This is a genomic window from Paenibacillus sp. NPDC056933 (genome assembly GCF_042674385.1).
Classification (GTDB): Bacteria; Bacillota; Bacilli; order Paenibacillales; family Paenibacillaceae; genus Paenibacillus.
In genome coordinates, this window is sequence record NZ_JBHUQN010000008.1 from 96,273 (window position 1) to 115,084 (window position 18,812).

The 18,812-nt window shown below is 46.9% G+C and carries 15 protein-coding genes; 8 read left to right on the forward strand and 7 right to left on the reverse strand.

Annotated elements, in window-relative coordinates:
• Positions 1 to 69: 69 nt before the first annotated feature.
• The gene (locus ACFTRD_RS30505) at positions 70 to 2,034 is read right to left on the reverse strand and encodes an ABC1 kinase family protein (protein ID WP_379386562.1); all 1,965 of its coding nucleotides are present in this window, start codon (positions 2,032 to 2,034) and stop codon (positions 70 to 72) included.
• Between the two features lie 405 nt (positions 2,035 to 2,439).
• On the opposite strand from ACFTRD_RS30505, the gene ACFTRD_RS30510 reads away from it, so the two are divergent.
• Positions 2,440 to 4,206, forward strand: a complete 1,767-nt coding sequence (locus tag ACFTRD_RS30510) for a leucine-rich repeat domain-containing protein (protein WP_379386564.1) — start codon at positions 2,440 to 2,442, stop codon at positions 4,204 to 4,206.
• Positions 4,207 to 4,384: 178 nt separating this feature from the next.
• On the opposite strand, the gene ACFTRD_RS30515 is transcribed toward ACFTRD_RS30510, so the two are convergent.
• Positions 4,385 to 5,005 carry a TetR/AcrR family transcriptional regulator gene (locus ACFTRD_RS30515; RefSeq protein ID WP_379386566.1) on the reverse strand — a complete coding sequence of 207 codons (621 nt, stop codon included), beginning with the start codon at positions 5,003 to 5,005 and terminating at the stop codon, positions 4,385 to 4,387.
• A gap of 283 nt (positions 5,006 to 5,288) precedes the next feature.
• Between ACFTRD_RS30515 and ACFTRD_RS30520 the strand changes: the two genes are divergently transcribed.
• Positions 5,289 to 6,092 carry a ketopantoate reductase family protein gene (locus ACFTRD_RS30520; protein ID WP_379386568.1) on the forward strand — a complete coding sequence of 268 codons (804 nt, stop codon included), beginning with the start codon at positions 5,289 to 5,291 and terminating at the stop codon, positions 6,090 to 6,092.
• Positions 6,093 to 6,284: 192 nt separating this feature from the next.
• On the opposite strand, the gene rlmD is transcribed toward ACFTRD_RS30520, so the two are convergent.
• The 3 genes from rlmD to ACFTRD_RS30535 form a co-directional block, all read right to left on the reverse strand.
• A complete protein-coding gene (rlmD, locus tag ACFTRD_RS30525; protein ID WP_379386570.1) occupies positions 6,285 to 8,051 on the reverse strand; it encodes a 23S rRNA (uracil(1939)-C(5))-methyltransferase RlmD in 1,767 nt (588 codons plus the stop codon).
• Between the two features lie 514 nt (positions 8,052 to 8,565).
• Entirely contained in the window at positions 8,566 to 9,447 is an 882-nt protein-coding gene (locus ACFTRD_RS30530) for a diacylglycerol kinase (protein ID WP_379386572.1), read from the reverse strand.
• A 553-nt stretch (positions 9,448 to 10,000) separates the two neighbouring features.
• A complete protein-coding gene (locus tag ACFTRD_RS30535; protein ID WP_379386574.1) occupies positions 10,001 to 10,927 on the reverse strand; it encodes a ketopantoate reductase family protein in 927 nt (308 codons plus the stop codon).
• A gap of 180 nt (positions 10,928 to 11,107) precedes the next feature.
• On the opposite strand from ACFTRD_RS30535, the gene ACFTRD_RS30540 reads away from it, so the two are divergent.
• From ACFTRD_RS30540 to ACFTRD_RS30555, 4 genes are all read left to right on the forward strand, one after another.
• Positions 11,108 to 11,674, forward strand: coding sequence for a TetR/AcrR family transcriptional regulator (locus tag ACFTRD_RS30540; RefSeq protein ID WP_379386576.1), 567 nt, complete (start codon positions 11,108 to 11,110; stop codon positions 11,672 to 11,674).
• Between the two features lie 126 nt (positions 11,675 to 11,800).
• The gene (locus ACFTRD_RS30545; RefSeq protein WP_379386578.1) at positions 11,801 to 12,967 is read left to right on the forward strand and encodes an epoxide hydrolase family protein; all 1,167 of its coding nucleotides are present in this window, start codon (positions 11,801 to 11,803) and stop codon (positions 12,965 to 12,967) included.
• A gap of 36 nt (positions 12,968 to 13,003) precedes the next feature.
• A complete protein-coding gene (locus ACFTRD_RS30550) occupies positions 13,004 to 14,146 on the forward strand; it encodes a winged helix DNA-binding domain-containing protein (protein WP_379386580.1) in 1,143 nt (380 codons plus the stop codon).
• Positions 14,147 to 14,224: 78 nt separating this feature from the next.
• Positions 14,225 to 15,199, forward strand: coding sequence for a helix-turn-helix transcriptional regulator (locus tag ACFTRD_RS30555; RefSeq protein ID WP_379386582.1), 975 nt, complete (start codon positions 14,225 to 14,227; stop codon positions 15,197 to 15,199).
• A 61-nt stretch (positions 15,200 to 15,260) separates the two neighbouring features.
• Here ACFTRD_RS30555 and ACFTRD_RS30560 read toward each other — a convergent pair whose 3' ends face one another.
• A complete protein-coding gene (locus ACFTRD_RS30560) occupies positions 15,261 to 16,025 on the reverse strand; it encodes a sirohydrochlorin chelatase (RefSeq protein WP_379386584.1) in 765 nt (254 codons plus the stop codon).
• 3 nt (positions 16,026 to 16,028) lie between these two features.
• On the reverse strand, positions 16,029 to 16,319 hold the full coding sequence (locus ACFTRD_RS30565) for a YerC/YecD family TrpR-related protein (protein WP_017690665.1): 291 nt from the start codon (positions 16,317 to 16,319) through the stop codon (positions 16,029 to 16,031).
• A 453-nt stretch (positions 16,320 to 16,772) separates the two neighbouring features.
• Here ACFTRD_RS30565 and ACFTRD_RS30570 point away from each other — a divergent pair, with 453 nt between their 5' ends.
• Entirely contained in the window at positions 16,773 to 17,402 is a 630-nt protein-coding gene (locus ACFTRD_RS30570) for a tyrosine protein kinase (protein ID WP_379386587.1), read from the forward strand.
• Positions 17,403 to 17,585: 183 nt separating this feature from the next.
• A complete protein-coding gene (locus ACFTRD_RS30575) occupies positions 17,586 to 18,677 on the forward strand; it encodes a DNA alkylation repair protein (protein ID WP_379386589.1) in 1,092 nt (363 codons plus the stop codon).
• Positions 18,678 to 18,812: the final 135 nt, after the last annotated feature.

Genomic DNA, 18,812 nt, shown 5'->3' on the forward strand with positions numbered 1-18,812 from the left:
CAGTGCGACCTACTCTTAAAAAAGTAAACGATTGCTTATCCATCCTGATCTGACTGATCTATCTTTACACTACACCTTAGGCTTCAAATGTTTAATTACAGATACGCTCAAAATGGTCATCCCTACACCAAAGCCTGATATGGATAATGGACCAAGTAGAAATCGCATGACTTCGCTCTGCACAACAAAGCTTGCGAGCATAACAACCATACAGATTACCGTGAAAATTCCCACAGTTAACGTGCCTATAACATCATTCAATGAATGATTTTGCTCACGAGCAATCGTAATTTTATTATCCTTCAGAATAGGCAGCTCCAATAATCTAGGGATGTAGTCCGTAATCTGCTCTTTGACCTTGCTTATGCGCTCCTTAACCATCTGCCCTTTATCCATATGGCTGGCGTAGGACTGACTTGCTGCGGATAAAGAGTAGGTATCATCTACAGATGACAACGTACCATCCAGCGTAATGATAGCTCTGAATGCACCAGCAATGGTCGGTTTTAAGGACATCCCCATATCCGTGATCAGGATCATCATATGTTTCATCATGACACTTGTCGGGTCTGGTGAGAAAGATGCTTCTGCTAACAAACGGTTAAGGCGTTGTTCAATCAGCTTTTTATCCAGTGATTCTCCTTCCTCACAGACTCGCGTTAAGCCTTGCGCCATCTCTTTCGTATCTTTAGTGCTGTAACCCATCAGGAAGCTTAACATGCCGCCTCGTTCCTCATCCGTTAGATATCCCACTGAACCAAAGTCGATCAATGCAACTTCTCCATCAGAAGTAAGCATGAGGTTGCCAGGATGGGGGTCCGCATGAAAGATACCAATCATCAGAATTTGATCCAAAAATGCGTGCATCACCCTCACCGAAACGTCGTTTGTCACTGCTTTTGTGAAGCTGGTTCCTTCGATATATTCCATGGTGAGCACCTGTTTCGTCGAGAACTCGGCGTAGATTTTAGGAACACGGATCTGAATATCATGTTCCTCGAAGGCTTTTCGCAACAGATTCGTATTTAAGGCCTCGATATCAAAATCGGTTTCTTCAAGCAAATTCTGTTTGAATCCTTCGGCCAACTGGATTAACCCAAGTCTCTTGATTTTGATAGAGCGTTCGGACAGCCATGTGACAAACTGGATCAAAATATCCAAATCCACTGTCATCTTCTGCTTCACGTCAGGTCTTAAAATTTTAACAACAACCTTCTCGCTCGTTAACTTTAGCTTTGCCAGATGAACCTGTCCGATCGAAGCCGCAGCAATCGGCTTCATCCCAAAGGATTCATAGGTTTCATCCATATTCCCGATTCTAGCGTCAATGATTGTTTTCAGCTCATCTTCGCTCAGAGGTTTGACCTGGTCATGCAGACTGGAGAACGCTTGAATATAGTTGGCAGGCAGCATGTCCTTTTTGGTCGATAACACTTGAGCAAACTTAACAAACACGCCGCCCATGTTATCCAGAACCTCAGCAATCGCAAAGGGCAACTTGGCATGATCCTGCTGAATCAAATGAGCCAAACCTTTACGTGAAATAATCCAGAACAAACGCATCATCCGTCTGAAAGCACGAACCTTATTCCAGATATAGAGGAACGGATTGGTGGCTTGCAGCATTTTAAAATTGAACAGGCTAAGGAGCATGTAGACATAACACGCAATAAACACAACTAATAACGGATAGTACATAAACATAACTCTAAGAATCTCGGCATCCGGTGGAGCTGCGGTTTGATTGAAGTATGTAAACGAGAGCACCAGTGTTACTATGGTCGTACTGAATAATACCGCCAAGATTAGTCTAAGCTGATTGCTTTTTAAAGTGCTGATATTTCCGATTATAAAATAAACCAAAAACGACGCCACTAAAATACTGCTTAGGTAAAATTGTTCCAGAGCCTGAAGCAGCGTACTCACTACGAGCGAACTGACTAACGAGATTAGAACTTTATGTTTTCTGTTGAAGAACGAAGTCAGCAACATGAATACAACGAAGCACACGAGCAATGTAATGAAAAAGAACATCTTACATCCCACCTGTTATGTAATGGTATCGTTTGATTTTCCCCTCCTCAATATAACATACTCACCCTCGCGTTCAATAAACATAAATAAACCGCCCCAGGTAAAGGCAGCGGTTCGCTTGATGATGTCTGATGCCTCCCCCCAGCCATACTTAAAAAAGATCAAAAAGGAGCAGGATTCCCCTGCTCCTTCGCTATGTGAAACTTCTTTCTCTCATCAAACGTAAATTCACAAGGTATAATGAAGTCAGATAACCGTTCAGCATGATCTTATGAACATCATAATGAAATGAAGGAGAGGACATTCGTGGCGTTTATCCCGTTAAACTGTCCCAATTGCAACGGAAGAATTGAATACAAAGAGGGTGAGATTTTAAAGTGTCCCTATTGTGAAACAGAGCTTTTATTGAAGCAAAATCATGTCTATTACGTAGACCAGACCATCAATCATTACCACGGAACGCCCCCTAAAGCACCGCTGAAGCAGACTGCCTCCGTAAAGGTAATGCTGATACTGATGTTAGTCCTAGCTGGCGCCATCGGTACATATTTTTATTATAGCAACAGCTCCACCTATTCAAAAACAGAAGCCAATATGCCTGTGCGAAAGATGCCTGAAAGCGAGGTTCTGCTCTCCTTTTTGCGGGATATCTTCGATAAAGGATCTGCCTTGCCGACCGAGGAAGAATTGGCTCGTCTGCGCTATTTGACCGTGGAGCATTCGGAGAATGACCAGTGGCAGTTTACCTATAGCTTCTCTGATCCCTTCAGCGATGAGCAGGCCGAGAAGATCACTTATGTTACTCAGGACAAGAAACTGAATAGCCAGCAGATCGATCAGCGAGATTTTGAAGCCTTTAAGGGACTGACGGCATTAGACCTGACGAATACCTATGAAATCTCCCAGACGGATCAAACCACTTTTGCCCATATGTCCGGATTAAAAAGTTATGGAGGCGCTTTTAACGAATCCTTCAGTAAATTTTCGGGCTACTTTGGCGACAAGTCTAAAATTACGGAGCTTTCCACTCAGCTTCGCAGCAACCAGGAATTGGCCCTGCTGCTGGAATTTCCTAATCTGAACTCCTTATCCATTACCTATGTGGATGAGTCTGTAACGGATTTCTTTCTGTTGAATAAACTGCCGCTCAAGTCCCTGTCGCTCACCTTTGTCGATGAACTCGGATGGTTGTCGTCCATGACCGGGCTGTCATCCTTGTCCATACATTACAGTGAAGCTACAGACCTACAGCCGCTGTATGCCTTAACCCAGCTTCAGGAGCTTCAGCTTTCCTATTTAACCAACGTAAAGTCCATCGACTTTGTACAAAATATGCCTGCTCTACAAACGCTAGATATCGAAAATGTAAACTTTTCAAGCCTGGAGCGCTTGGCCGACAAGGCCTCCATTACTAAACTACGCCTGGCTTCTCTAAGTCAGCTTAGCTCGGTAAAGACCATAAACAGTCTGTCTTCTCTACGGGAATTATCGTTGTCCGGTCACTACGAGAAAGCAGAAGCGCTGACATTGCCTAATGTGGGGCGAGCGGAAATTCCAAGCTCCTTTCTCACCGGGCTAAAGGCCCCGGCTACAACCAGTCTGACGCTTCGTGGCGGAAGCGGGGAATTGAACTTGGCTGCGCTGGGGAAATTCCCGAAACTGGAGCAGCTATCGCTCTGGGAGATCGATGAAATAACCCGTCTTGGCGCCTTGGACGGCTTGTCCAGCCTAGAGACCCTGAACATTTACGACTCGTCACTATATAAGGAGAGCGATGCTTTATTTCGTTTGAAGCAGATCAAATCTCTGATGTGCTCCGAGTGCAGGCTGAATTTCGAGCAAAAATCGGCCGCAGAGAACGGCGTGCTTGAACATTTGACCTTAGAGCAGCCATATTTCAGCATAAGCAACACCTCTGTTGCTGAAGTTGACCAAATGATGCCTTACTTTGCCAACATGTCCGCTCTACGTTCCTTCACTCTGCAAGACAGCAATTTGTCTTCTCTCGAATTTATGAGTAACTGGCAGGCCATAGAAGAGCTTCATCTCGAAAACAATGCCATTTCTAATATCGAGAACCTAAGCCAGCTGCCTGATCTGCAAAAGGTATATCTATCCGGTAATTCCGTACAAAACAAATCCGTGCTTGGTACGGGTGTGCACATATATTAACTACCGCCTGGGATGATGGGGATTTTTAGACTACTGTAGTTAATGAAGTAAAGAGGAGCAAATGCTCCTCTTTACTATTTTCGCTAGGATATCTGTATGATCTGTTTGTAGGCACTCCAGAAAAGGGTCTTGCAAAATGATTAGGGAAGCGACCCTCGTATCAGGGAATCTGTTACAGTCAGGCCCTCATTCTCCTTCTCCTCGCCCCTTTACTTTTATTCAAATCAGAGCGCTTCGGATTGACCGCGCCAAAGATATGATACGGTGTTATCCCCTTTGCAAATAGGCTATCGATCAGCTTGACCAATTCTTCTGACGATAGATCTTTGTCGTTGCGTATCCAAAGACGAAACATAGATATTAATGTTGAAATGTAAAACTCAATGATATATGGTGCCAAGACATCATCTGTTGGAAAATCCACAATCAATCGCTCAAAGGGAATTTCTCTTTTCAAGCGTTCCACAAAATGAACAGAACCATAGTCGCCCAAGAGGGCTTTCAGAACTGAAATGTCCTCTGCATTTTCCAAGCATTGAAGTGCATCCTGGAACGTATGTGTAGAAAACTCTCTGCCTGCCATTTCCTCGTTAATGGATTTCAAAACACGCTCTTCAACGCAGTCCAACAACTCATAGATATCTGTAAAGTATTGATAAAATGTACTGCGATTATATCCTGATTTGTTAGTAATCTCTTGAATAGATATTTTTTCGATGGGTTTTTGGCTATATAAATCGCAGAATACATTTATAAATGTCTGCCTTGTTTTGTCCGTAATTTCAGGTTGCTTTTTCATTATTTGCCTCCGTCTGCTGTTCGATCAATTATACGACAGATATTAAAAATCTGATGGTTGATGACCGTATAGTGAATCAATACAATAACATTATACAACACGTTGTTGGATCATCAACAAGGATTAAAATATTTTTTTCAGGAGGTAATATGAGAATTTTATTCTTTGGTAGAGGTGTCATATCCACCCAGTTGCTTGGGCTTTTGAAAAGGCAGGGCATACCGTTGAGTTTTACGTTAGAAAAGGGAGAAAAGAAACCCTCGGAAGTCATATAGCGCTTGAAATGTGGGACGCACGAAGAGGGAAACAGTTAATCCAAGAAAGCTGGAACATCAAACTGCATGAGGAGATAAGCCCAAATTACGATCTCATTATTGCGAGTGTCAACACGAAGCAACTTCCCGAAGCAGCACAATTACTATCGACTACCGCGGGTAACACCCCTATCCTAATATTCAATAATATTTGGCAGGATTTAAAATCATCGATCTTGCCCTTGTCTATGAACAATGTTGTCTTTGGGTTCCCAGGAGCAGGAGGCGGCATTGAGGACAATAAGCTTAGGGGCGGCTTTTTAAAAACGATATTTCTGGAAAAACCACGGGTAGGCACGGAACAGATAAACAACAAGGTCAAAGAACTATTTGAAAGCGCCCATTTTAAAATCAATTGGACAAAAGATATGCAAAGCTGGCTATGGAATCATTTTGCCATGAATGCGGCGATGGAGACCGAGGTGTTAAAACGGGGAAGTTTCCCAGCAGTCTTGAATCATAGTGACTCATTCGCAAATGTCGGTAAGAGTATGCGGGAAATGACCCCTGTACTTAAAGCAAGAGGCGCAAAGATGGACGCGATTACTCTACTGTTGACCAAGATTCCACCAGCACTTCTCGGCACGCTGTTTAACAAGGTTATTTTTGCAAAGGGCAGCTTACCACGACTTTTCATTGAATACAACAATAGTAAAGCCGGTTTTGCGGTACTTGAAGTTGTGAGAGCAGCAAAAAAGTTAGGCATACCTTTACCACGTCTTACTGTGGCATTAGAAAACACTGAACAACACCAAGCTATTGAAAACGGATAAACTGGAAAACTGGATATTTCAGACCAACATCAACTCTACTAATGATTATATAAAACTATCATCCGACGAACGGAAGCCTCATCAAATGCCCTTCGCTGAATGAATTACTTCGGTTAAAACAATTATAGCCCGAGCTTTAGAAGCTTCGGGCAAAGTAGCTATATTAAAACAGGTAAATGTAGCTTCAAAACACTACACCCTAACCAACATCGCCACTGACTCCACATGCACCGTATGCGGGAACATATCCACCGGCGTTACCTCAACCGTCCGATACCCACCATCCTCCAACACACGCAGATCACGTGCCAGCGTACTCGGATTACAGCTCACGTACACCACTCGCTCGGGCTTCATCTCCAAGATCGTTTCCAGCAAACGTGGATCACAGCCCTTCCGCGGTGGATCGACAACGATGACATCAGCTTCAATACCTTGTTCTTTCCAGCGTGGTATAACGTCCTCGGATGCACCAACTTCGAACTTCACGTTCCGCATCTCGTTCAGCATCGCATTACTACGTGCGTCCTCGATAGCTTCAGGTACGATCTCCACCCCGTACACCTGATCTGCATGCTGCGCGAGGAAAAGAGAGATCGTTCCGATGCCGCAATAGGCATCAATTACCGTTTCTTTGCCGCTCAGTCCTGCGTACTCCACCGTTTTCCCGTACAACACTTCCGTCTGCACTGGATTCACCTGGTAGAACGAACGTGCCGAGATTGCAAACTGCACATCACCGATATAATCATAGATCACATCACGTCCCCACAGGACGCGGGTCTCATCGCCAAATATGACGTTGGTCTGTTTTTTGTTCACGTTCTGGCAGATACTCGCGACATGCGGAATCGCTTCACGGATACTGCCAATCCATTCGTCCTTGTACGGAATGTCTCGACCATTCGTGACCAGAACAAGCATCATCTCGCCTGTACGGAACGCCTTCTTCACGACCACGTGACGGAGCAAGCCTCGACCTGTCTCTTCGTTGTAGGCGCTGATTCCAAAATGACTGCCGATCTCCTTCACCTTCGCAACCACTTCGTCATTGTGTTCGTGCTGAATAAGACACGTTTCCATATCGATGATCCGATGGCTGCCTTTAGCGTAAAATCCACCTACCAATCCACCTTCGGTTACGCCGATCGGCACCTGTGCCTTGTTGCGATAGCGCCATGGCTCGTCCATGCCCATCGTAGGCAGTACGCGAATGCCTTGCTCGGCATCTTCTTCGTTCATGACACCTTCCATTCGAAGACGAATACGATTGCTTCCAGTCATTTGTTCTTGAGATGTAGCCAGTCCAATTGTCTGATTCGCATCATGTTCCAACCGTTCCGCCAGCTTCACCTCACCAACTGAAGCGTCATCCTGCACGTTGGATGCCAACGTCTCCGTATCCTCCACCATCACGTTCAACTTGCCAATCCGCTGCAAATTATCTACCACCAACTGGCGTTTCCACGCAAGCTGTCCGGCATAGCTCATATGCTGGATCTGGCAGCCGCCGCACTGATCGTAGATCGGGCAAGGCGCGGACACACGATCCGGGCTTGCCTTCACGATCTCCAGCAGTTTGGCGTAACCATACTGCTTCTTGGTCTTCATCACACGCACACGCACGGTTTCACCTGGAAGCGCACCCTGCACGAAGAGCGTATAACCATTCGCACGACCTACACCCTCACCGTCATGGTTCATGCCAATGATGTCGATGACGGTCTCTTCATTTTTACTAACGGGCAGTCCTTCGACTGGTGCAGATTCACGCGTTCTCCCCTTTGGACGAACGGCAGAAAGAGATGCGCCTTGTGGCCGCACCTCTTTTCCTTGCTGACGTGGTGATGGACGAGATGATTGACTTGGCTGACGGGACGCTGAAGCGTTCCCTAGCCCCTGAGAGGCAGCCGAATTCCGGCGGTTTTTTCCACGACCGCTGCGGTTCGTATTAGACAACGTACATTCACTTCTTTCTTCTTATATAGTACCCTGCCTGTGCAGGCAGTGGTTTCAGTCATGTGGGACACTTTCTGGTACACGTACACGAGAGATAATTCACTGAATCAAGTGAACCTGAGACACTTTATTTACGTCAAAAATAACGTTCCAAAATCCTAACGAACTTCAGAGACGTTATTTCAGTCTACAATCGTGTTTCCATATCTTTTTAGGTCATTTCAGCCTAAATAGCGACGCTGAGATTCATTAGAATTCTAATTCCACTCATTTCGCCAAAATAAGAACTCCTGAGTTCATTAGCACGAACGAACCCCATGAGATTATACGTGATCTCGGCAACCGCCGCAACTGGAAAAGCTCTACGATAAACCGCTTCATTGCTTGACTCATCCATGCAGTATGCAGAGTGCAACGACAACCCTTTTTCCATTCCCCGGTCCGACGTCCCGCTTGCCGGATCATGTTTGACTTCCATGTCTTGGGAGACTTCAGGTTACAGCGTCCATTCGGATCAACGATACAACATCAGGTGATGACGCAGGTTCTTGAATGTCGCAGGCAGTGTGCCGCCCAGCTCGCCATCCAGGTTCAACTGAACATAGCCCGGTGACGTAACTTCCATATAATCCGTTTGAAAATGAACGACCTTCTTGTCATTCAGATGTTCACCACGCAACGCAAGGGTTACGAGGCGAATCATGTCAGCCAGATTACATTTGCGTACACCGATCACATCGAACAGACCATCATCAATGGTTGCACCCGGAGCCAGCTTCTCGAAGCCGCCGACGGAGTTGGTATTGGCGATCAGAAACAGCATGAACTCATCATGAATCGTTTCCTGACCTGCCGCGCGGATAACCAGTTCCTGCGGAGACAGACTCGCCATTTTCTCAATACCTTTCATGTAATAGGCAAGTTGCCCAATCATCGTTTTCAGACGACTTGGCACCTCATAGGTCAGCTCGGTTAACGAGCCTCCGCCTGCGATATTGATAAAATATTTATTGTTTGCCTTTCCCAGGTCAAGTGGGCGAAGCTGCTGGTTAACGACCAGATCTACGTAATCTTCCCACTGTCTCGGAATACCCAGCGCGCGCGCAAAATCATTCGTCGTTCCCAAAGGAAATACACCCAGCGGAGGACGATTCTCCCGCTCGGCCATGCCGTTAATGACTTCGTACAACGTACCGTCGCCGCCTGCGGCAATAATCATGTCATAACCACGCTCGATTGCGAGCTCCGCTTCCCGGGTTGCATCTCCTTCACCCGTTGTTGCATGTACTGAAGCTTCAATTCCACCTTGATCCAAACGCTGCAAAACATCAGCCAGACGTTTCTTCATTTCTTCCCGGCCAGAGGTCGGATTATATATTAAACGAGCTTTTTTCATCTCATACGCCACCTATTCCACATTATCCATGAGTCTGAACAACCTCATTTTCTTACCACCTGAGAGTAAGCACAGTCGGCATCATTTTACATGATGACCCACATCCGTTAATCCTGCCCGAATCTTCATCCATACCTATATCTATGCATAAGGAATTCCATCTCATTCCAAAGCCTTTATGTACTATCATATCATCAAATATGAAGATGTCCTAGCCTGTAAGGCATAAGCTACTTTTTTCATAACGTATCATAATGAATTTTACAACAGGATAACAATAATGATAAAACCAAGAGCACTACATCACTCCAGCAATAGCGTTCATGCTCTCTGCTGCGCCCCTGTCTATCCTTTACAAAATAAACCTTTCACACTCATCTTGAATCTAATCCTATCGATTTCCTGTCATTCACGAACTATCACTCATCCATTCTGCCCGCCTGGGCAGGAATTAATCTTGTCCGCAGCATATTATAAAAAGGTGCTCCAGCTTGGCTGAAACACCTTTCATATTGGGTCCTATGCTTTTCCCCAACCAATCAGAAACTTACGTTCATTTCAGGATAGAAAATTCCTTTTTTAGCACATCCCAATGAGGTGTAGGCCTATGGGTTGCCTTTTTCCAATTGGTAAAAGCATCGTTTAACGCTTCAATCTCACCAAAAGAACCCGCCATCAGCTTATGCATCGGAAGAATACTGTAGAGTTTCAACATCAGATACAACGTCCGCTTATGCTTGCGGATCAGCTTGGCCTGTGCTTTCGGGATCATGGCGATGCCCATCGCCTCCAGTACAGCAATTCCCTCGTTCATGGCCCCGATCATGTGCAGGAGCTGTTTTTTGCTACCCTCCGGCTTCTTCAACTCTCGCTCTTCATTAAAACTCACCGCATTCAGCATCAAAATCGGGATGAGATGGCTTTTCAGCCAAGCATCGATATCATCAATCACATCCAGCTTGTATTTTGCATTAACAAATGCCTGATCCAGCAGAGGCTGAAAAGGGATCTCACCGTCCAGCGCGCCAATCACCATCAGTCCCTTTCCCACGCCTATAGACAGCATCCGCTTGTCGTTCCGCTTCCCACCGCTAACGTGAAAACCAAACGCTACTCGCTTTTCCACCCGGCTATTGTCTTCCAGAAACGTCTGCATGCTTCGCGCATCCGCGTTGTTGCCTACAATCACAATGTTGCTGCTCTGATTGTCAGCCAGTATAGGCAATACGGACGGAAAATCATTATATTTCATCACAACAAAGATAAGATCATAATGGTCATCCACATCAAGCTTCCGGGCTACTTGAACCGGATCCACTGTCGTTTTAAACTGAAACACATGGCGAATGACGATGCCATCCCTCTCCAGTTCTTCTGCCCGCTGCCCCCTGGCCAGCATGGTTACGTCGTTTCCGCCGCGCACCAGAACGTGTGCCAGCTGACTGCCCAATACCCCTGCGCCATACACCAATATTTTCATTCGTTATCCCTCTATTTCGAATTTTATGAATAATCGTTGCTTTATCAACATTTGTTGATAAAATAAGAGTAACAAAGCACCTGTTCTGCTTCAATCGTTAAAATATCGGCTTTTGTTGAATAATCAACGAAATGCACATTTTTGTTGAAAAGTATTATAGAAACATTGGTAGGAGGGGCCATGGACAGACGCGTACTCAAAACAAGAAAGGCCATCATGGAGGCTTTTGTGGGATTGCTTGAAGAGAAGGATTTCGAGCAAATGACGATCAATGACATTGCTGACCGTGCCAACGTCAACCGCGGCACCATTTATTTACACTACGCGGACAAGTTTGATCTGCTGGATCAATGCATCGAAACGTATTTGCAGCAATTGGTGGAAACCTGTCTCAACGGTAGTCCTGCATCTCCGGTTACCGCCAAAGATGCATTACTCCGCACCTTCCGTTATCTGGAAGAGCATGCCGCTATTTATTCTACGCTTCTCACCAAAAAAGGAATTCCCGCATTCCGAAGCAAGCTGATGACACTTATGGTCCAGGGAGTCGAGGATCAAATGGACGCGTGCGGCATCCAGCGGGGCATGAAAATGGAGATTACTGTACAATTCCTGGCTTCGGCAGCTGTTGGCCTGCTGGAATGGTGGATTATGCATTCCATGCCTTATCCGGCAGAGGAAATGGTTGAGCAATTAATAACTTTGCTGGAGCTTCATCTGAGTCTGCATGCTCCGGTAAATGGATAACCTGATTATTGAATTATTTATTCAATCCACTGCTGCACCCTGACATAATGCTGTCAGGGTGCTTTTGTTAGAATTGGCTGTGTAAAGAGGAAAACACCTTCAACCCAAATTCGAGGAGGCGATTCAATGACCACTTCTAACTCCACTTCTAACGGTATTAACACCGGAATTCATCCTTTCCGCATTGCTATTCCACAGGCAGCTCTTGATGAGCTGCAATACCGCTTGTCCCATGCCCGCTGGCCAGAAGCGCTGCCGGGCGCAGGATGGAAATACGGCGTGTCCCTTGATTATGTGAAAGAGTTGGCATCCTATTGGAAGGAGGGGTATGATTGGCGCAAACAAGAAGCGCGTCTGAATGCATACCCTCAATTTACGACGACGATTGATGGAGCTAATGTGCATCTTCTCCACGTTCGTTCGCCCGAACCGGATGCACTTCCACTCCTTCTCACACACGCCTGGCCGAGCTCCATCGTTGAATTTCTGGATCTGATCGACCCACTCACGAATCCTCGGGCCCATGGGGGAAATCCGGCGGACGCTTTCCATCTCGTCATCCCTTCCATACCCGGCTTCGGATTCTCAGGCCCGTCCCTCGAAGCGGGATGGAACATCACTCGTATTGCCAGAGCCTGGGCGGAATTGATGAATCGTCTGGGTTACGAGAAATACGGAGCACATGGAAGTGACTGCGGTGCGCTTGTTTCCCGCGAGATGGGGATTCAACAGCCGGAAGGTCTGCTCGGCATCCATGTGCTGCAATTGTTCTCCTTCCCATCCGGCGATCCGGCGGAGATGATTGAGTTATCCGAAGAAGATCAGAAGCGCCTGCAATTTCTCGCAAACTTCCATGAACGGGCGGGCTTCAACTTGATTCAACAGACCCGGCCGCAGACGCTTTCTTATGGTCTTGCGGATTCTCCGGCAGGCCAGCTTGCCTGGATTGCGGATTTGTTCAACGGTTTCGGCGACCATGTGGAGTTCATCGATCGCGACGCATTTTTGACAAATGTGATGATCTACTGGCTTACCAATACGGCAGAATCCTCGACTCGCTTGTATTACGAGAATGCCAACAACCAAGATCCGGCGGCGCAAGGGCCGAATCAGGCTGCGACAGGTGTGGCTGTATTCGGCAATGATTTCAAATCCATAAAACGCTTTGCAGAGCGCGACAACACCAACATCATTCATTGGTCGGAGTTCGAACGCGGCACCCATTTTGCCGCTATGGATGAATCGGATATTTTGGCCGCTGACCTAAAAGAATTTTTCCGTCGCTTTAGATAAGGTCTATCGCAATTATGACTAAGGAGGCTTCACAAAATGACCGTAGACCAAAAAACGCAAAATAGACATGGATCTAATGCAAAGGTGCAGGTGCTTGGCCCCCGTGCCCTGAATCGAGCTCTTCTCGCACGGCAAATGCTGCTGAGTCGGGTCAACCTTTCCGCACTAGAGGTCATCGAGCGGTTGGTTGGTCTGCAGGCTCAAGCTCCGACTGCTCCTTATTTCGGCCTGTGGACGCGTATGGAAGATTTCCATCCGGATGAGTTATCCCGGCTTTACTTAAATCGCCAAGTTGTGCGCATCGCATTGATGCGCTCGACCCTGCATCTGGTGTCTGCGCGAGACTGCCTGGATCTGCGGCCATTGGTTCAGGCTGCGCATGACCGCGGCTTGAAAGGCACCTACGGCAAGCACCTTCTCGGATTAGATATGAACGAGCTGGCATCGGCAGGTCGGGCGTTAATCGAAGCTGAGCCGCTTACGTTTAATGAATTGGGCAAACGACTGGGCGAGCGATGGCCCAATCATGATCCTGCCGTCCTTGCGGCAGCCATCCGAGTCTTATTACCGCTCGTACAGGTACCTCCTCGAGGACTCTGGGGTAAGCATGGCCAGGCTAAGCATACTTCTGCGGAACAATGGCTCGGTCATCCTCTCTCCTCTGAGTCATCGATAGAGAAGGTCGTTCTGCGTTATCTGGCGGCATTCGGTCCGGCCACCGTCAAGGACATACAAGTATGGTCTGGACTCACCCGGATGAGCGAAATAATCAAGAAATTGCATCCGCAGTTGGCCATTTTTCGTGACGAACAAGGCCGTGATCTGTTTGACCTGCCTGACGCTCCGCGGCCCGATGCACAGACCCCATCTCCACCGCGGTTTCTTGGGGAGTTTGACAACATGCTGTTGTCGTATGCAGATCGCAGCCGTATCATCGATGAGGCGTACCGTAAACGGGTATTTAGCGTGAATGGCATCATACGTTCCACGCTGCTCATTGATGGTTTCGTCTCCGGAATATGGAAGATTCAGCGAGAACACGGTACTGCAACGCTTATCATTGAACTTTTTAAACCACTTTCTACAGAGGATCATATGGCTCTGATGGAGGAAGGTGCCAAGCTCCTGAGATTTGCAGCGGCTGATGAAAAGTCTCATGCCATTGTCTTCACTTCATAGCAGGCTTTGAACGATGAGTATAGAAAATATTAAGAATCTGGCCTATGACAACGGAATATGGCAAGGAGGAACTTAAGAGTGAAGATCGATCGGCTGCTCGCCATTACAATGACCTTATTGAATCAACAGCGTGTCAGCGCTACTGAACTCGCTGAGCGCTTCGAGGTTTCCCTGCGTACCATTTATCGGGACATGGAGACCATTAATCAAGCCGGAATCCCTATTGCTTCATTTGCTGGTTCGGATGGGGGATACGAGATCATGTCCGGCTATCATATTAGCAAACAGCTCTTGTCGTTGGACGATTTTTCATCTATCTATACAGCGCTGCGTGGGGCCAAGTCGGCTACGGACAGTTCAGATATCGATGGGCTGCTGGAGAGAATTAGTGCGTTGATGCCAGCGCAGACGAGTGCAAGGGGAGCAGTTCATGTCGATATTGATCTGAAGCCGACGCCTAACGACAGGGTGAAGATCGCGCCTCTTCACAAAGCAATTAAAGAACTGCATATGGTCCAATTTGTCTATTTGGACAATAAGGGGGTCGAAACAAAACGCACAATCGAACCCATGGGACTATTTCTCAAAGGTTACGTTTGGTATCTATACGGTTACTGCCTGACTCGATCGGACTACCGCGTCTTCAGGCTTACTCGCATGCTCCAGCCTAGAAGTTTGCCTGAAACATTCGTCCGCCGCAATTATACGCTGCATGATGTGGAGCAGCAGTTCATAAGTAAAGCTGATTTTGCTAGGGTAAAAGCCCTTTTACGTTTTGATCCAGCCGTCAAGACGAGGGTGAGAGATGAATTCGGTTATGATCAGGTTACCTCGAATCCGGATGGCAGTTTATCTGTAACTGCCCATTATTCCTCCACGGATCGGGCTGTGCAGAACATTCTGGGTTATAGCAGCAATGTCACGGTTATAGAACCTCCCGAGCTCATTGCCGAGTTGCGCCGTCATATCCGGAATATGGCTAATATGTATGGAGCATCGTTGTCATTCGCTCCGACTGACAACGATCCTGACAATAAATATTATAATCCGTGATCTGGTTATAACAAAAAAACGGCCTCTCAGCCGTTTATGTTTAGGTAATGATGAAGACTGGTTATACCCTGTCCAGCAAAATTCGGATCTGGCGCTCCAGCCACGTTCCTAACAGCGAATGCGGAAGCAGCGTCTCACCACTATACGCGTAATCCAGTTCCTTCAGTCGACCCGGGATCACCTTCATGGTGAAATAACCGGCACTCAAAAACAGCGGCGCCACTATAACCCGGCTCCCCCGCTCTTCGCTCCAGTATTTCGCCTTATCGTACACACTATCGGGATTTAGCAGCGCATAATCGGTATGAGCGACACCACTGACTTTCCGCACCCGCTGTGCGAGTGAAGAAATACCAGCTTCCCATCGCTGACGGAATCCATCATGGATACTGCCGTGACCTACCAGCAGAATCGTCTCCTGCTCTGGTTGTTGTGAAAGGGACCTCACTTTATCCCACACCATGACCGCGATATCCGGGTCGTTATCCACAGGATAACCGAAGTGAACCCGTGCATTTACGTGAAACGGTTCCAGATCCGTCTCGCGTTCCGGGGCATCTTTGGCACCGATGGCATATTCAATTTCATCCACATGTGTACTACCGGATGAAACAAACAACGGTACCACCAGGATGTCCGTTACGCCTTGTGCTTCCAGTCGGTCGATACCGTCCTGGATCAGGCGTCTTTCCACAAGTTCAAGAAACCCGGCTTCAACGGGTAATGATTCAGGCAGATTCAACCGGGAGACCGCGTCATCGACGGATTCCACCCAGGTCTTCTCCTGAGAACCGTGACTAATGATAAGTACACCCGGTTTCTCCATTGCTTAGCGTCCCAGGCGTTCCAGCGTCATTTTATACCCGTCATTGCCGTAATTCAGGCAGCGTTTAACACGAGAGATCGTAGCGGTACTTGCTCCCGTCTCTGCTTCAATCTGGTTATACGTATTTCCTTTACCAAGCATACGGGCTACTTCCAGCCGCTGGGACATGGATTGAATCTCGTTTACCGTGCAAAGGTCATCAAAAAATACATAACACTCTTCAATATCTTTCAGAGTCAAAATGGCCTCAAATAGTTGTTCAATACTTTTATCATTTAGCTTTTTCAGCTGCATTTCATCATCATCCCCTAGCGGTTACTGTGTACCTACATTGTACTAACCCTGAGTTGGTATTTCAAGCGTTACCGTTTTCACGCAGTACAGAATAAAAATACATGTTACCGCTTTCAACAGGTACTATTGTCCTTCCCTCGCGTACAATCCCTGCTATATCACGATTTTTCCCATTATTCGCCTGTATATATCCGATTAATCATGTATGATTTTATCCATTTGAAATGTTACAAATTTGTGTCTAAACTAGACCACCCAACTCTAAACCTCTTATCTCCCTCTGCGCCCAAATCCGCAAATATCCCGTTTTCCGGGATAACCGCCTACGCCGTCTCTCCGCGAATGACATACAGTATAGCAAAAGGGAGTTCCATCTCGGTCTGTTATGCACATCTGTCATACAGCTGATGGAACGCAATTCCGAAATCCAACATAGAAGGAACGTGATAGTTCATGCCACAGCATTATTATCACCGCCAGTCCGCCTCGCGGCAGCGTCCGTCTTCCCATTCGCATCGGCAGGCTTATACATCTGCATACATGCCGCCGCGCGCATTGAATGAAGTTGAGGTTCAACCCGTATATCCTGGAGTAGATCCATACTACCCTCCATTCCAGGAGGTCGAAGCGTCCGGACTTGTACCTTATAGCCCAGGAGGCCCGGGAGGACCTGGAGGAAGTCTCTTTGGCGGAGGAGCTCCTGCAGCCCCTCCTGCTCCGGTGACAGCACCTGCATCTTCCTCAGGCTTTTCACTGGCCAACATCGGAGAACTGAAGGGTATGATCGACCGCTTTGGGGGAATCGATGGCATCATGAATGGGATCGGCAAAATGCAAAAGGTCGTTGGCGGCTTTCAGCAGATGGCGCCAATGATGAAGCTCGTAATGGGTATGTTTCCTTTTGGCAAAGGAAAAAAGAACAGCAGCGCTGCGGATAAAGATTATGAAGAATATTCCCCGCCTCGCTCACGTAAACGCCGTAAGAAAACGACTGCTGCGCCGCGTAAACGCAGCTCCAGCAGCAACCCCCGTCGTAAATCCAACTCCACCAGACGTCGTCCCAAAAGCAGCAAAAAAATCTAATTCATTTCCCAGGCACTCTCTTGGAGAAAGAGGGTGCCTTCATCCATGTTCACGCTGCTGCTCATATCTCCAATCCATGCACCTTTTCAACGAATAAAATAAATTACAAACAGGAATTCCAGGAACCTATGTTCTTATCTCAGTGAATTGAGGTATACTGGAATTAGATAAAGGAGGCGGACTATGGAACTGTTCAAAGATAAATATACTCCCGCTTTAATCAATCGGACGGGAGAACAGCTGCACCAATTTTATCCCAAGCTGAACATACAGCAATTCCGAGAACTTGTATTTGCCGAGGGCTGGGATGATCTGGAATTCAAAGCCCGTATTCGCCGAATCACGTTGGCTCTAACTGAAGTGCTACCTCCCAGCTATGAAGAAGCATTGACGATTATCGAACAGGCTGCACCGCATATGCGAGGCGTTGAGTATTTGTTCGTACCCGATTTTATTGAAGTAAACGGACTTGCCTTGGAAAACTACGAGCTATCCATGAAGTACTTGACCGTCTTCACACCTTATTCCAGTTCCGAGTTCGCGGTACGCCCGTTTATTGAACGTTACCCGATCGAGACGATGAAACGTATGATGGAATGGGCAGGCAGTTCCAATGAACACATTCGCAGACTTGCCAGTGAAGGCAGTCGTCCGCGTCTTCCGTGGGGTTCCAAACTTCGGGCATTCATTACCGATCCAACGCCTGTACTTCCGATTTTGCATAAATTGAAGCAGGACGAGTCCTTGTACGTGAGAAAAAGTGTTGCCAATCATCTGAACGATATCTCGAAAGATCATCCGGAACTGGTTCTGGATCTGGCCTCCAGCTGGTACGGGCAACATGAACACACCGACTGGATTGTTCGTCATGCAAGCCGCTCCCTGCTCAAGAAGGGCCATCCAAAAGCATTACGTCTCTTTGGCTACGTAGAGCAGGACGCGGCACATATTGAGCATCTTCAACTTGCAAAAGATACAGTAGCCATCGGAGAGGATCTTCATTTTTCCTTTGATGTAATGAATGAAAGTGGGCAGTCACAGAAGCTGCGGATAGAATATGAAATCGGATATATGAAAGCAAATGGCAAGCAGGCACCAAAGCGGTTCAAGTGTTCTGACAAGACTTTTCCTACCGGAAGAACCAAGGTTGCAACGAAGCAATCGTTTAAAGTCATTACGACGAGAAAGCATTATGTCGGTTTGCATACACTAACGATTGTCGTTAATGGACAACCTACCGCTACAGCTACCTTTGTATTGGAGCAAACAGAGTAATCTACAATACGATGGAGCCATCCAACTTATTATGAAAACGTAACAGAGTTCATTTCATGATAAGAATCCCATGTGGCAATTCAGCTCATGGAATCCATTTTTTGAAATATTCCTAAGGTGTCTTCAGTACTGAAG

Excerpts from the sequence above, each read along its gene's own strand:
- ACFTRD_RS30570 (WP_379386587.1), top strand. The coding sequence starts at position 16,773 with ATGCCACAGCATTATTATCACCGCCAGTCCGCCTCGCGGCAGCGTCCG.
- ACFTRD_RS30505 (WP_379386562.1), bottom strand. The coding sequence starts at position 2,034 with ATGTTCTTTTTCATTACATTGCTCGTGTGCTTCGTTGTATTCATGTTG.
- ACFTRD_RS30575 (WP_379386589.1), top strand. The coding sequence starts at position 17,586 with ATGGAACTGTTCAAAGATAAATATACTCCCGCTTTAATCAATCGGACG.
- ACFTRD_RS30560 (WP_379386584.1), bottom strand. The coding sequence starts at position 16,025 with ATGGAGAAACCGGGTGTACTTATCATTAGTCACGGTTCTCAGGAGAAG.
- ACFTRD_RS30540 (WP_379386576.1), top strand. The coding sequence starts at position 11,108 with ATGGACAGACGCGTACTCAAAACAAGAAAGGCCATCATGGAGGCTTTT.
- ACFTRD_RS30530 (WP_379386572.1), bottom strand. The coding sequence starts at position 9,447 with ATGAAAAAAGCTCGTTTAATATATAATCCGACCTCTGGCCGGGAAGAA.
- ACFTRD_RS30520 (WP_379386568.1), top strand. The coding sequence starts at position 5,289 with ATGTGGGACGCACGAAGAGGGAAACAGTTAATCCAAGAAAGCTGGAAC.
- ACFTRD_RS30550 (WP_379386580.1), top strand. The coding sequence starts at position 13,004 with ATGACCGTAGACCAAAAAACGCAAAATAGACATGGATCTAATGCAAAG.
- ACFTRD_RS30565 (WP_017690665.1), bottom strand. The coding sequence starts at position 16,319 with ATGCAGCTGAAAAAGCTAAATGATAAAAGTATTGAACAACTATTTGAG.
- ACFTRD_RS30535 (WP_379386574.1), bottom strand. The coding sequence starts at position 10,927 with ATGAAAATATTGGTGTATGGCGCAGGGGTATTGGGCAGTCAGCTGGCA.
- ACFTRD_RS30545 (WP_379386578.1), top strand. The coding sequence starts at position 11,801 with ATGACCACTTCTAACTCCACTTCTAACGGTATTAACACCGGAATTCAT.
- ACFTRD_RS30515 (WP_379386566.1), bottom strand. The coding sequence starts at position 5,005 with ATGAAAAAGCAACCTGAAATTACGGACAAAACAAGGCAGACATTTATA.